Below are 14,402 nucleotides of genomic sequence, written 5' to 3' on the forward strand. Positions count from 1 at the left end.
AATTCGTTTAGGAAACCGGTTTACCGATGCGAAAATCTCTTTAATGTGTAAGCTGAGGTTCAGACTAAACCGACAAAGCAAGGCCCATGACTCAGACTGATCAGCCTACGATTGTAAAGAAATATGCCAATCGCCGCCTGTATAACACGGGCACCAGCACCTATGTGACGCTGGAAGATCTGGCAGAGATGGTCAAGCGGGAAGAAGACTTTGTCGTCGTCGATGCCAAATCCGGTGAAGACATCACGCATTCTGTTCTCACCCAGATTATCTTCGAGCAGGAGAACAAGGGTCAGAATCTTCTGCCCATCGCATTTCTGAGACAGCTCATCCGTTTCTACGGCGACAGCATGCAGAACATCGTGCCGAGCTATCTCGAATATTCGCTGAACGCCTTCACCCAGGATCAGGCAAAATTGCGCGAACAAATGGCACAGTCTTTCGGCGTCCCCGGTTTTGGTGCGATGGAAGAACAGGTTCGCCGGAATACGGAGATGTTCCAGCACGCCATGCAGATGTTTGTCCCCTTTGCCAACACAACAGCTCCCGAACAGGATTCGGACGGCAAGGACAGTGATGCCGAGAAGTCGGAACTGGACATTCTGAAGACCCAGCTCGCAGAAATGCAGAAGCGTATCGAGTCCCTGTCAGACAAGTCCAAGTAATCACCAATCTCAAGCTCTGAACGATGAATACGGTCAGCACTGCGCTGGCCGTTTTTGTTTGTCCTTGTCCAATCAGGGTTCAGATTCGCATCAGATGAATCACTCGCACCGACGAAATCGTTAACAAATCGTTACCGAATGGCACGGCATTTGCGATATAATCCTCAGAAGCGCGGCTCACACAGAAAACGTTTCAAAATGAAACAGAGTCCGCGTCAGGTGAGGCATTATGGTTCAGTCTGTGCACGGTGTGCGGTTGGTACAGCCAGCACTCCCGTCTCAAAGAGATAATGACAACCGACAGGATCCCGGTCGTGACCACGCGTCTGCATCACGCCAGAAGCGCGCTATTCCTGTATCAGAAATGAGAATCGCGACGGCTTCAACCGTTACAGCGGCCTACACAGCTCAGCTGATTGCATCCAACATGCGCCTGATGCATACCCCCGCATCCACACGCAATACCGATGCCCTGAGAGCCTATCACGCAATGCGCCGCTATGGCTCTGCGGAAGCTGGCTCTGTGATGAGCTCGGCAATTGCGGAACTTTAGACCACGCAGGAAGTTTTATCTGACTGGATGCTCTGTCTATTTGTAAGCATATTCTTGTCCGAAAACCACATACACTTTTCGGGAATATGCTCTAGTACCCGATAGCGCATCCGTCCTTGCGTGGGTCCGAGCCACCAATCAGCACATCATTGTCGTGATCCAGTGCGATGATCTGACCGCCACCATGCGGCATTGTGGTGCGGGTTATCCTGTGTCCGCACTGCTGCAGGCCAATATCGGTCAGAAGCGGCATACTTTCCTCAACTTCCAGCGTTCCGTCATCGCTCCAGAAGATTCTCGGAGAATCGAGCGCTTCCTGCGGATCACGCCCAAAGTCGAGCATATCCACCAGTACATGCGCATGACCCACAGCCTGATAGGCACCCCCCATCACACCAAATGAATAGAGCGTCTTGCCATCCTTGCGGGCCATTGCCGGAACAATCGTGTGGAGCGGTCGTTTGCCACCATCAACACAATTGGGGTGCCCCTCGATCATGTTGAAACACGCTCCCCTGTTCTGCAGGGCAACACCCGTTTTCTCGGTCACGATTGCCGAGCCAAACCCGCGATAGACGGAGTTGATAAACGATACGCAGCGGCGTTCCTCATCCACAACGGACAGATAGACCGTATCGGACTGCTTTGGCACATGATCTGCAATCACATCATTCCGCTGATCCGGTCTGATGTCTTTGGCAAACCTGAGCGCAAAGTCCTTGCTGATCAGATCGGAGACAGATTCCGTCATGAAATCCGGATCGGCGATATGCCGATCACGCAAAGCATAGGCCACACGAGACGCTTCAATCTCTAGATGGTGACGTTCCCATCCCTCAGGATCGAGATTGCCGAGATCAAACTGCTCAAGAATATTCAGCAGGATAAGCGCGGTAATGCCCTGGCCATTGGGCGGCAGCTCAGCAATTTCAACACCACGATAGGTGCTGTAGACCGGATCAACGGAAAGGCAGTCAACAGCGGCCAGATCATCCAGGCTGAGCAAACCGCCAGCCGCACGCACTGTTGCCACGATGTCTTCTGCCACCTCGCCAGTGTAGAACCCTTCCATGGCTCCCTTTTCAGCAAAGCGGCGGAATGTCTTGCCAAGTGCAGGCACAGCATGACGAGCACCACAGGCTGGCGCTGATCCGTTATTGAGATAGTGTTTCGCTGCCCCAGGGTGGCGGGAAAGCCGCTCTTCAAGGCCGCGCCAGTCTTCTGCCACACGCGGCGCAACCACATATCCGCCTTCGGCAAGATCGATCGCACGCGCCATGACACGATCAAGACCAAACCGGCCGTGCTTTTCCACCAGTGTCTGCCACGCGAGAGCCGATCCGGGAACAGTGATCGCATGCACACTGTCTTCACCCATATCGGAGACACTCAGAGCGCGGAGCTTTTCAAGCGTCCCGGCCTGGGCCGAGCGGCCAGATCCGTTCAGACCATGAATGGTCCCGTCCGGTTCTGTCACAATAGCAAAGCAATCACCGGCAATGCCGGTCATGTGCGGCTCAACAACTGCCAGAACCGCCGAGGCAGCAACAGCAGCATCAACCGCATTGCCCCCGGCCTTGAGAATATCAATCGCAGTACGACTGGCTTCGGGATGAGATGTGGCAGCCATGCCGTTCAATGCATAAACGGGCGACCTGCCGGGGCCGTGAAAGTCACGCAATCAACCAGCCTCCTCCTTGCAAACCTTTCTTCGCTCCCCCAACAGAGCAGAAGAAAGCCGTCCTCAATGCGGAGACGTTAGGGGGCTAAGGCTGAGAATGCAAGCCAGCGCGCAGAGCAGAACACCACATCGCTAAGAGAGGGTAACTATCAGACCGTCAATTTTAGGATCACAGGTCCCCGCCCGGGCCGACAGAAAAATCGCGTCTGGCGGAGCGAATCGTAACGGAATACCCGGCCACAACATCGATCAGGGCAATGATCATCAGGATGAAAAAGACCGAATTGGCCGCTTCTCCAACCAGCAGAAACTCAACCAGAAAGGCAATAAAGACCAGCGTCGACAGCATGTGATCAAGAATGCTGCCTGCCCCTGTTCTGGTGGCTTTCAGGATTTCAATGAACAACAGGACAAGCGCGCCAACAATCAGAATATCCCCGACGGTCAGGGTCCAGCGCGCTTCTGAAACCATGGTCACCGTAAAGACGGGCAAAAGCCAGGGGTCACCAAACGGCTCACCCAGAAACCCGAAAGCAAACAGATTGAAGACAATCAACGGCGCGATCATCAAAGGAATATTGATCATAACTGGCCTCCTAGGGTCAAAACCCGCGCCTCCGGAGTGTATAGACCATGAAAAAGGCCGGTCAATGACCGGCCTTTTTACATAAACGCTTTTGGAAACCTTAGTTTTCTTTCGGCTCCAGGATCTGACGACCACGATACATGCCGGTCTTCAGGTCGATGTGATGCGGGCGACGCAGTTCGCCGGAATCCTTGTCTTCGACATAAGCCGGCTGCTTCAGGGCGTCAGCGGAACGACGGAAACCGCGCTTCATCCGCGAAACTTTACGCTTAGGTACAGCCATAGTGATCACTCCACGATCAAAACCCGCGCCTCCGGACAAATCCACCGTCGCGGGCTCGAAACTCTCATAATGGCGGGTCTTATACAGGCACAAACCGGGTTTGACCAGCGGCAATCGCAACTTTTTTGCATTCAAGCCAAACGGCCTGTCAAAGACAGTCCAGCAACCCGCCGGATTGCGCCGCACGTTTCTGAATAATACGGCCCAACCTCTTGTGTTTTCTACCGGGTCGGGCGGGGTTTCGCAAGGCAGGGTTCGGCAGACTGGTCGCCAGCAAAGCACTCTGCTCACGTCCGAGCTTTGCAGCGGAGCGCTTAAAACGATACCGCGCGGCAGCTTCTGCGCCAAAAATACCTGGCCCCCATTCCGCAATGTTCAGATAGATCTCCAGCAACCGCCGTTTTGACAGGACCTGATTGGCCCAGAGCGCCAATGGGACTTCAAGCGCCTTTCGCAGATAGCTTCGGCCATGCCAGAGAAAGAGGTTCTTCACCGTCTGCATCGTGATCGTACTGGCACCCCGCAGAGGTTTTCCTTCCTCAGCCTGTTCAAGCACCAGCTCAATGGCCTGCCAGTCAATTCCGCCATGGCTGCAGTAACGCGAATCTTCTGAGACGATCACCGATGCGATCAACCTTGGCGACATCTGCTCGAGAGGCACCCAGTCATGCGTAACGGGCTCGCCGGTTAGAACCCGCGCCATCATCAGAGTTGAACCGGGCGGGTCGACATACCGGTAAAGAACCGTCAGGCCAAACGGCAGGAGTGCAATCAGCAGAACGGCCACCAAACCCAGGCGGACACAGCGCCAGAACAGGCGTCGATACATCGGCCTCTCATCGGTCATGTGCGAATCTGCCACTCTGTCAAACCTTCAGCCAGCAGTTTGTAGTCCTCCGATCGATGTGATCGCTTGCGCCATACAAGCCTGATATCACGAAATGCAGCCGGGCCGTCAACAGGTGTCACATCCAGCCCCGTCCCTTTGAGCACACCGCTATCCACAGCAATCTGCGGCAGAACAGTGGTCCCAAGCCCGCCATCCACCATCTGAACGACCATCAGGAGACTGGAAGCCCGGATATCAGACAAGACATTGGCGTGATCCCGCCCTACAGCATCCAGAACATGGTCTCTGAGGCAATGCCCGTCCTCAAGCAGCAGAAGAGGTTCATCTGCCAGATCCCGTGGGGAGACTGATCCATTGGTCAGAAGCCGGTGGCCTGATGGTGCGGCAAAATAAAACCGGTCCCGCAAAACCTGGTAGTCATCCAGCCCGTCAATCGAGTGGGGAAATGCAAGCAAAGCCGCATCAAGCTGCCCTCCACGCAGATCCCGGAGCAGGTTTCGGGTCAGATCCTCCTGCAACACCAGCTGAAGCCTGGGATATCTGGCTCTAAGCGCGGGTAGGGCCCGCGGCAGAAGAAAGGGCGCAATGGATGGAATCACCCCGAGCTTGAGCGGCCCCGTTAAGGGCCCCTCATTCAGCATTGTCAGGCGGGTCAGGGCTTCTGCATCCACAAGAATAGACCGGATGCGACCAAGTGCCGCCTCTCCAAGGCGGGTCAGGGGCAGGTCACGATGGGAGCGGTCAACGACCGAACCACCCAGAACCTGTTCCAACTGGCGGATTCCTGCGCTGAGTGTCGATTGGGTCACACCGCATTTTTCCGCCGCAACACTGAATGAACGGGTCTCCGACAACACGGAGAAATACTGCAATTGCCGCAAACTCGGGAGAACAACCATCAGAATACCGCAGAACCTACGTAGCTTACCGGATAGAGATAAAATCGATAGAGTCGTTCGAAATTATCGGTTGGACCACTGAAACTCAATATGGTTCTTCATATTCATCCAGATGGATATGAGACATTAGCGAGAGTCAGGAGACACACCATGCTCGGTATCGGTGAAACCCTTCCGGAATTCGAAGTTGTCGGCGTCAAGCCGGGCTTCAACAACATCAACGAAAACGGCGAATCCGCTTTCGAAACACTGACAGAGCAGAGCTTTGAAGGCCAGTGGAAGGTCATCTTCTTCTACCCGAAAGACTTCACCTTTGTCTGCCCGACCGAGATTGCAGAATTTGCGCGCCTCAGCGGCGAGTTTGAAGAACGCAATGCGGTTGTTCTCGGCGGTTCCACCGACAATGAATTCGTCAAGCTGGCCTGGCGTCGTGATCATGCCGACCTTGACCGTCTGCCGATCTGGCAGTTTGCCGATACCAACGGCTCTCTCATTGACGGTCTGGGCGTTCGTTCTCCGGACGGTGTCGCATATCGCTATACCTTCATTGTTGATCCGCAGAATGTGATTCAGCACGTCTACGCCAACAACCTGAATGTCGGTCGTTCCCCGAAAGACACCCTGCGTGTCCTTGACGCTCTGCAGACCGAAGAACTCTGCCCGTGCAGCCGTGAAGTTGGCGGCGACGTTCTGCAGGTTGCATAAAGACCATTGTCAGGATGCGGGTGATTCCGCTTGACCTGATAGTGCCTAAACGATTACCGACTGTCTGAAGTCGGGCGCGGTTCGGGGAGACCCGGACCGCGTTTTGTATTCAGGGTCGGAAACAGATGTCGAAAACATTCGAAGCACGTTTGATCGAGATCGCAGACAATGTCGAGCACCGGTTACAGGATCTGCTGTCGGATAGCGTTCGTAGCGGTGAAATGGCTCGGCCCGAACGGCTGATGGCAGCGCTTCGGCATGGCGCTCTTGATGGCGGCAAGCGTGTCAGGCCTTTCCTGCTGATGGAGACGGCCCACCTGTTTGGTGCGGAAGACACGCAAAGCCTCAATACAGCCTGCGCTCTTGAATGCATCCATTGCTACAGCCTGATCCATGATGACCTGCCTTCCATGGACAATGATGGCCTGCGGCGCGGCAAGCCGACCGTTCATCGCGCCTTTGATGAAGCCACGGCGATACTTGCAGGTGACAGTCTGCTGACACTGGCATTCGAGATCATGGCATCTGACGAGCAGCTGACAGACCCGCAGCTCCGGATCACCCTGGTCCGATTGCTGGCCCAGGCAGCCGGTATAGGCGGGATGATCGGCGGCCAGATGAAAGATCTGGCTGCAGAAGGGCGGTTCGAAAAGACCCCTGTCCCACAGCTGACCGAGCCGGATATCCGCCAGCTTCAGGCAATGAAGACAGGCGCGCTGCTGCGTTTCGCCTGTGAGGCCGGAGCACGCATCGGGCAGGCTTCATCCGCACACATTGCGCAGATGACACGGTTCGGCGATATCGTCGGCCTTGCCTTCCAGCTCGCTGATGATCTTCTGGATGAAACCGCGACAGAGGCAACCGTAGGAAAAGCCACAGGGAAAGACCGGGCCGCAGGCAAGGCCACGTTCGTCACCCTCTATGGTATTGACGGCACAAAGACGCGGCTCCAGAAGCTGGTGGAAGAAGCCCGTGACCTGCTCACCCCGTTCGGTGACAAGGGACAATGCCTTCTGGAGGCGGCACGTTTCATCGCCGCCCGAACGCACTGAGACAGAAACTTATTGAGCCTTACTGGCCAAAGCGGCGCTCGATATAGTCCTGCACCATAGCCTGAAACTCTTCTGCGATGGCATCGCCTCGGAGCGTGGTCGCCTTCTTGCCGTCAATGAAAACAGGCGCGGCCGGGGTCTCGCCGGTTCCCGGCAGGGAAATGCCAATATCCGCGTGCTTTGATTCACCCGGGCCATTCACCACGCAGCCCATCACAGCCACATTGAGGCTCTCGACACCGGGATATTTCTCCCGCCAGACAGGCATATTCTTGCGAATGTCAGCCTGGATGTTCTGCGCCAGTTCCTGAAAGACAGTGGACGTGGTCCGGCCACATCCCGGGCAGGCCGCCACAATGGGAATAAAAGTCCGGAACCCCATGGTCTGCAGCAATTCCTGAGAAACCTGGACTTCACGGGTTCTGTCACCACCCGGCTCCGGCGTCAGGGAAATCCGGATTGTATCGCCAATGCCCTGCTGCAGCAGAATGCCCATGGCCGCAGAGGACGCAACAATACCCTTGGTGCCCATACCCGCTTCCGTCAACCCCAGATGCAAGGCGTGATCCGATCGGGTTGCCAGCTCTGCATAAACCGCAATCAGATCCTGAACCTGACTGACCTTGGCAGACAGGATGATCTTGTCACGCCCCAGGCCCATGGCTTCTGCGTGATCCGCTGACAAAAGCGCCGACTGGATAATGGCTTCATGCATCACCTTTTCGGCAGGCTTCGGACTGGCAGCCTCGGCATTCTCATCCATCAGCTTTGTGAGCAGAGCCTGATCGAGAGACCCCCAGTTCACTCCGATGCGAACCGGTTTGTCATAGCGCATGGCCATTTCGATAATGGATGAGAACTGCACGTCCTTCTTCTTGCCAAAACCCACATTGCCCGGATTGATCCGATATTTGGCCAGAGCTTCAGCACAAGCCGGATGATCCGCCAGAAGCTTGTGGCCGATATAGTGGAAATCACCCACCAGCGGCACATGAACGCCAAGCCGGTCGAGGCGATCCTTGATTTTTGGCACGGCAGCCGCCGATTCATCCCGGTCAACCGTAATCCGGACCAGTTCGGAACCCGCCTTGTGCAAGGCCGCAACCTGAGCCACGGTCGAATCCACATCAGCGGTATCCGTGTTCGTCATCGATTGCACGACGATGGGATGACCGCTACCAACGACAACATCGCCAACCTTGACAGCAACCGAAACCCGACGGGGAAATGGCTCGCTTTGATACATCATGGAACAACCAGTGCTGAGCAGTAAACTTTGCCCCTAGATGGCGCGTTTCGTCGTCCGGCGCAAGCAATCAGGGACAAGAAACTCCGCCAAAGGGAAATATTGTGCATTGCAGCATGATTGTGGCATAGTCAGTCCGACTTTCTGCCATGACAGACACATCCCATCAGAGGTGAGACATATGCTGAACGGTAAAACCGCAGTTATTACAGGCTCCACATCAGGCATTGGCCTCGGTGTCGCTGAAGAGCTTGCAAAGCAGGGCTGCAACATCGTCCTCAACTCCTTTACCGATACGGATGCAGACCATGCTCTTGCAGCACGCATAGCGTCTGATCATGGCATCCAGGCTGCCTATATTTCCGCCGACATGTCGGATGGTGAGGCCTGTGCGGCTCTGATTGAGAAAGCGGCAGACCGGTTTGATCGAGCCGTTGATATTCTTGTCAATAATGCGGGCATCCAGTTTGTCGCACCGGTGGATGAGTTCCCCGTTGAGAAATGGGACGCGATCATCGCCATCAACATGACCTCGAACTTTCACACCATTCGTGCCGCAGTCCCGGGCATGAAGGCTGCCGGGTGGGGCCGTATCGTCAACATCGCATCAGCTCACGGCCTGACGGCTTCTCCTTACAAATCAGCTTACGTAACAGCCAAACACGGGGTTCTCGGCCTCACCAAGACCGTGGCCCTGGAACTGGCCGAGCAGGGCGTAACCTGTAACGCCGTCTGTCCGGGTTATGTGCTGACGCCACTTGTTGAGAAGCAGATCCCCGAACAGATGGCAGCCCATAAGATGTCTCGGGATGATGTGGTGCGGAATGTCATGCTGCAGCGGCAGCCGACCCGTGATTTCGTCTCCATTGAGCAGGTCGGTCAAACCACAGCGTTCCTCTGTTCTGATGCGGCCAGCCAGATCACCGGTACATCCATCTCGGTTGATGGTGGTTGGACGGCACTCTGATGGCTGCTGGCACAAAACGCGTCAACCTGGCCCTTCAGGGTGGCGGCGCTCACGGAGCATTCACCTGGGGCACCCTCGAAGCGCTGCTACAGGACGGGCGAGTGGAGATTGACGGTATTACCGGCACAAGCGCTGGCGCAATGAACGCGGTGGTGTTGGCAGAAGGTTATCGCCTCGGCGGGCGCGATGGAGCATGTGCCCATCTGGAAGCCTTCTGGAAGGGCATTTCAGATGCAAGCCGCTACAGTCCCATGCAACGGACTGTCTTTGATGTGCTGTCCGGCAACTGGAGCCTGGACCAGTCACCATCCTACCTGTTCTTCGACCTGGTCAGTCGGCTGGCCTCACCTTACGATCTCAATCCGCTCAACCTCAATCCTCTGATCCAGCAGCTGGACGAGCTGGTGGATTTCAAGGCTCTGAGAGCAGACAGCCCCATCCGGCTGTTCATTGCAGCAACCAATGTGCAGAAGGGCAAAATCCGGATTTTTGAGCAGGAAGAACTGACTGCCAAAGCAATTATGGCATCTGCCTGCCTGCCCTTTATCTTTCAGGCCATCGAGATTGATGGCGAAGCCTACTGGGATGGCGGCTATATGGGCAACCCTCCCCTCTACCCCCTGTTCTACAAGACAGAAACCCGGGATACGATCATTGTTCAGATCAATCCGCTCGAGCGGCAGGAAACACCGCGCAGCGCCCGGGATATCCTCAACAGGGTCAATGAGATCACGTTCAATGCAACGCTCACCCGGGAACTGCGCGCTATCGATTTCGTCACCCGCCTGATCGACGAAGGCCGTCTGGACAGCACGGATTACATGCGTGTGAATCTGCATCGCATTGAATCCAACGATGAGATCACACCTCTTTCTGCGTCCAGCAAGTTGAATGCTGAATGGGCCTTCCTGTCTCATCTCAGAGATCTTGGTTACAGAGCCGGTCAAAACTGGCTTGAACTGAATTTCGATCAGATCGGCAAGAACTCTACGCTTAAGTTGAAAGAAGAATTTTTATAAAACTGAGAAATACAACTTTATCTGAAATAATTATAATATTAACGTCACATTTTGAGGTATTGCCTATTTTTTGTGCAATTTCTCATTCAATAAAAAACCAAATCAGGCGTATTTGTTAATATTCGCATTTCAAAATAGAAGCTTCATACTTGGATATCAGTGTTCGAGGCTTCAGGATGCAGAATATTCGCCTACAGATTACCGCATTGGCACTGTTGCCGATGGTTGCTGTCCTCTTCTTCTCCGGCCTGTCTGTTTATGAGAAGGTCGTTGAGTATGGTCACTATGAACATATGCGCCCTCTGACGCGGATTGCCGAGGATTCCGGCAATGCTGTTCATGTGATGCAAAAGGAACGCGGCCTCAGCGTCAGCTATATCAAATCTGGCTATGATGCCGGTATTCTGCAGAAGCTACAGGCCCACCGTAAAGTCGCAGACAAAGAGATCGCAATTTTCAGAGAGCATGTCTCATCCCTGTCTCTGGACAATGAGGTCATCATGGCTGACCTCAACAGCATCCTGAAATCCCTCAGCAATATTGCTGGCTACAGAAGTTCCGTCGACAGCAAAAGCTTCTCTGTAAAGGATGTGGTGAAAAACTATACTGGCACGATCGAGAAGTTCATCCACATCATCGCAATCACCACAGAGGAGAGCCCGTCCCACGCAATAGGGTCCGAACTTCTGCCATATCTCACAGTGGTGGAAGCCATGGAGTCCGGCGGGCTTGAACGCGCCAATGGTGCCGCTCTGCTGAATGAGTACGCTCTGACCGGACAGGTCAATTTCGATATCTATCGGAACTATATGTCATTCTATGGCGGCGAACTGGCCTTCCTGAAAGAGCTCCAGGTCGTTATGACCCCGGTACAGAAAGACATGTACAAAAAGGTCAAGCAGGAACCAGCCTTTACACGTGCCATTGAAACACGCGAGAAGCTTCTCAACCTGCCGAAGGATCAGTCTATTGGTTCTCTTACCGGGCAGGAATGGTTTGCAATGGCCACAGAACGCCTGAACCTGCTGAAAGCATTCTCTGATGATCTGATTCATCGGGCCGAAGCAGCAGCAGATGCAGACACGGCTCGCCTGAGCAATGAAATTCAGCTGCTGACCATTCTGGCTGTTGTGACGCTGATTGGCTCAGGGATTTTCGTTTTCGTTCAGATGCGCTGGATCACAAAAGCCCTTGGCACCCAGAAGGATGGCATCGAAAAACTTGCCCGGGGTGAGCTCGACATCGAAATCTACGGCACTGAGAGAAAAGATGATATCGGCGCTATTGCAAGAGCCGCCCTCATTTTCAGAGACAATGCCATCGCCCGCCGGTCCCTGGAAGAGAACGTGCAGCGCGAACGGGATCTGGACCAGCTGCGTCAGAAACGCATGAGCAGTCTCATTGCTAACTTCCGCTCGGAAGTCTCAACAATACAGGACAGTCTGGAGGCTGAAACCGGCCTGATGACCGAAACATCAGAAGGCCTGGTTCGCCTGGCTGATGAAGCCTCTTCAGCAGCTGATACAGCCTATGGCGCATCAGGCGAAGCCTCCGAGAATGTCCAGACTGTTGCCACAGCCGCCACAGATCTGACAGAAGCAATCCGCGAGATCAGCAACCAGTCGGCCCGGGCGACACAGATCACCAACGACGCCACGACAACAGCAGCCAAGACGAATGAAGATGTTCTGAAGCTGGCTGAGACAGCAGACAAGATTGGTGCTGTTGTTGAAATGATCCGGGCGATTGCCGAGCAGACCAATCTGCTGGCCCTGAATGCCACAATCGAAGCCGCCCGTGCTGGTGAGGCTGGCAAGGGGTTCGCTGTTGTCGCCGCAGAGGTAAAGGAACTCTCCACCCAGACGGCAAAGGCAACCGATGAAATCGCCGATCAGATCGGTGATATTCAGGCCTCCACCCAGTCAACCGTCGCCGCCATTCAGGACATCGGAAAACATATCGACAATGTGACGGAAGTTACCAATGCCATCGCAGCCGCGGTTGAGGAACAATCGGCAACAACAGCTGAAATCTCCTCCAGTATCGGACGTGCTGCAGACGGCAGCACAGAAGCCTCGCAGAATGTCAGTGTTGTCTCAAACGCCATCGGCAGCACACGGGATCAGTCCGCCAATGTGGGGCACGCGGCAACCCAATTGATGTCCGTCACATCAAGCTTCACGGAATCAGTCAATCAGTTCCTTGAAGAAGTTGTCCGGGACGTGGAAGACCGTCGCGAAAACACCCGCGAATTCGCTCACCAGCCTGTGCGCGTCATTGCCAATGGCCACAGTACAGATGCCAATATGAGTGATATCAGCGAAGCGGGCATGAAACTCACAGGCATTTCCAGCCTGAAGGCCGGGCAGTCCGTCTCCATTGAGACTAAAAACATGCTGTATGACGTTACGATTGTCTGGGCAAAGGATGATGCGGCTGGGGCTCAGATTACCAGGAGCCAGGAACAGGCACCTGAATCTGAAGCCGCATAGGCCTGTCCAGGCGGACAAATCCTGCTCGATTTCACATCTGACTTCTTATGGCCCCTGATGAGTATTACTCATCGGGGGTTAGAGTTTATCCAGTCTTTGTTGACTCACTTGATGGATTCCAAGGTCCCACCGAAGGCCCCTTTTCTACGCCCACCGAGCCGCGTTGAGCGTCCTTTATGATCAACCAGATCATTGCAGACTTCTCGCCTTGACAGCAGACGCAGAAAACGGCTCAAGTGAACCAACAAAGACTGGATATACTCTAAATGCCGAACAGATCATCAGATATTGTCGGAGCGGAGCTGGTTGTCCCTTGCTCCGATCTCGGCAAGACACTCGGATTTTTCACCAAAACGCTCGGGTTCCGGCTGGATATGATTTTCCCGGCCGATGATCCTCGCATCGCGGTCATTTCAGGCCACGGAACATGCCTGAGGCTGGAACGTGACGGAACAGGGCCCACCGGAACACTGCGACTTCTGGTCAGCGATCCGGATAATTTTGCAGAAGGCCAGACAGTCCTTCATGCGCCCAACGGCATGCGGATCGAGCTAGTTGACGCCAACCCACCCCTGATCATGCCCGAGACCCGCCATGGATTTCACGTCCGACATATCAAGGACAGCGCGCCCTGGGTCATCGGGCGTGCTGGCATGCATTATCGCGACCTGGTGCCCGACAGACTGGGCGGAAGCCTGATTGCATCCCATATCCGCATTCCGGATGGCGGCCCTGTACCGGACATGGTGCATTATCACACCGTCGGGTTTCAGGTGATCTACTGCTATCGGGGATGGGTCCGGCTGGTCTATGAGGATCAGGGCGAGCCTTTCATTCTGAAGGCGGGAGACTGTGTGCTGCAGCCACCGGAAATCCGTCACCGAGTGCTGGAAGCCTCTGACGAGCTGCAGGTTGTCGAACTTGGCTGCCCGGCGGAACACATCACGACGATTGATCATGACATGGAGCTCCCCACCGGACGGCTTGATCCGGAGAAGGATTTCAGCGGCCAGATCTTCTGCCGACATCAGGCTGAAACTGCTGAATGGGCTCCCTGGCGGATACCCGGCTTTGAAACGCGGGACACAGGCATAGGTCGGGCAACCAGAGGCACGGCCTCCGTTCAGGTCATCCGCCCCAGCGCTGGTGTTGCGGAAAGCCCGGTCACGAGCCACAACACGGATATCCTGTTTGCCTTCATACTCGAAGGTCAGATGACCTTGAGAGGAGAAGGACAGACACCTCAGACCCTTGAGCCAGGTGATGCTTTCGTGATTCCACCCGACACCAAAACCCGACTTTGCGCCTGTTCAGATGATCTGCAGTTTCTCGAAGCCAGTCTTCCCGCCAATTTTGAGACCAGCCTTTATGAGGAGCAGGAGCTCTAAAAGTAAGGCGCCCCCA

Annotated in this window: 14 protein-coding genes; 8 read left to right on the plus strand and 6 right to left on the minus strand. The window is 54.8% G+C overall.

The features are described 5' to 3' along the window. The first annotated feature begins 86 nt into the window (after window positions 1-86). Window positions 87-665: a polyhydroxyalkanoate synthesis repressor PhaR gene (gene phaR / locus RA157_RS05760; RefSeq protein ID WP_350335514.1), complete on the plus strand. Its 579-nt coding sequence runs from the start codon at window positions 87-89 to the stop codon at window positions 663-665. Between the two features lie 229 nt (window positions 666-894). Continuing rightward, on the plus strand, window positions 895-1,218 hold the full coding sequence (locus RA157_RS05765; protein ID WP_350335515.1) for a hypothetical protein: 324 nt from the start codon (window positions 895-897) through the stop codon (window positions 1,216-1,218). Window positions 1,219-1,309: 91 nt separating this feature from the next. On the opposite strand, the gene RA157_RS05770 is transcribed toward RA157_RS05765, so the two are convergent. From RA157_RS05770 to RA157_RS05790, 5 genes are all read right to left on the minus strand, one after another. Further along, the gene (locus RA157_RS05770; protein ID WP_350335516.1) at window positions 1,310-2,899 is read right to left on the minus strand and encodes a gamma-glutamyltransferase family protein; all 1,590 of its coding nucleotides are present in this window, start codon (window positions 2,897-2,899) and stop codon (window positions 1,310-1,312) included. Window positions 2,900-3,068: 169 nt separating this feature from the next. Beyond that, complete coding sequence (locus RA157_RS05775) at window positions 3,069-3,485, minus strand: hypothetical protein (RefSeq protein ID WP_350335517.1); 417 nt, start codon at window positions 3,483-3,485, stop codon at window positions 3,069-3,071. Between the two features lie 100 nt (window positions 3,486-3,585). Next, the gene (gene rpmF / locus RA157_RS05780) at window positions 3,586-3,768 is read right to left on the minus strand and encodes a 50S ribosomal protein L32 (RefSeq protein ID WP_350335518.1); all 183 of its coding nucleotides are present in this window, start codon (window positions 3,766-3,768) and stop codon (window positions 3,586-3,588) included. Between the two features lie 148 nt (window positions 3,769-3,916). Continuing rightward, window positions 3,917-4,615 carry a monofunctional biosynthetic peptidoglycan transglycosylase gene (mtgA, locus tag RA157_RS05785; RefSeq protein WP_350335519.1) on the minus strand — a complete coding sequence of 233 codons (699 nt, stop codon included), beginning with the start codon at window positions 4,613-4,615 and terminating at the stop codon, window positions 3,917-3,919. Beyond that, on the minus strand, window positions 4,612-5,517 hold the full coding sequence (locus RA157_RS05790) for a hydrogen peroxide-inducible genes activator (protein ID WP_350335520.1): 906 nt from the start codon (window positions 5,515-5,517) through the stop codon (window positions 4,612-4,614). Before RA157_RS05790 ends, mtgA begins: the two co-directional genes overlap by 4 nt. A 150-nt stretch (window positions 5,518-5,667) precedes the next feature. Between RA157_RS05790 and RA157_RS05795 the strand changes: the two genes are divergently transcribed. Continuing rightward, on the plus strand, window positions 5,668-6,222 hold the full coding sequence (locus RA157_RS05795; protein ID WP_350335521.1) for a peroxiredoxin: 555 nt from the start codon (window positions 5,668-5,670) through the stop codon (window positions 6,220-6,222). Between the two features lie 125 nt (window positions 6,223-6,347). Next, complete coding sequence (locus tag RA157_RS05800) at window positions 6,348-7,274, plus strand: polyprenyl synthetase family protein (protein ID WP_350335522.1); 927 nt, start codon at window positions 6,348-6,350, stop codon at window positions 7,272-7,274. 19 nt (window positions 7,275-7,293) lie between these two features. Here the strand turns inward: RA157_RS05800 and ispG are convergent, their stop codons facing one another. Further along, window positions 7,294-8,523 (minus strand): flavodoxin-dependent (E)-4-hydroxy-3-methylbut-2-enyl-diphosphate synthase, encoded by a 1,230-nt coding sequence (ispG, locus tag RA157_RS05805; protein WP_350335523.1) that lies wholly within the window; start codon window positions 8,521-8,523, stop codon window positions 7,294-7,296. A gap of 178 nt (window positions 8,524-8,701) precedes the next feature. On the opposite strand from ispG, the gene RA157_RS05810 reads away from it, so the two are divergent. From RA157_RS05810 to RA157_RS05825, 4 genes are all read left to right on the plus strand, one after another. Beyond that, window positions 8,702-9,487 carry a 3-hydroxybutyrate dehydrogenase gene (locus tag RA157_RS05810; protein ID WP_350335524.1) on the plus strand — a complete coding sequence of 262 codons (786 nt, stop codon included), beginning with the start codon at window positions 8,702-8,704 and terminating at the stop codon, window positions 9,485-9,487. After that, window positions 9,487-10,506 carry a patatin-like phospholipase family protein gene (locus RA157_RS05815; RefSeq protein ID WP_350335525.1) on the plus strand — a complete coding sequence of 340 codons (1,020 nt, stop codon included), beginning with the start codon at window positions 9,487-9,489 and terminating at the stop codon, window positions 10,504-10,506. The genes RA157_RS05810 and RA157_RS05815 overlap by 1 nt, the downstream gene beginning before the upstream one ends. A gap of 176 nt (window positions 10,507-10,682) precedes the next feature. Beyond that, window positions 10,683-12,998, plus strand: coding sequence for a methyl-accepting chemotaxis protein (locus tag RA157_RS05820; RefSeq protein WP_350335526.1), 2,316 nt, complete (start codon window positions 10,683-10,685; stop codon window positions 12,996-12,998). Window positions 12,999-13,264: 266 nt separating this feature from the next. Beyond that, window positions 13,265-14,386, plus strand: a complete 1,122-nt coding sequence (locus RA157_RS05825; protein WP_350335527.1) for a cupin domain-containing protein — start codon at window positions 13,265-13,267, stop codon at window positions 14,384-14,386. Window positions 14,387-14,402: the final 16 nt, after the last annotated feature.

It is taken from the genome of Coralliovum pocilloporae, from assembly GCF_030845175.1.
GTDB classification, from domain to species: domain Bacteria; phylum Pseudomonadota; class Alphaproteobacteria; order Rhizobiales; family Cohaesibacteraceae; genus Coralliovum; species Coralliovum pocilloporae.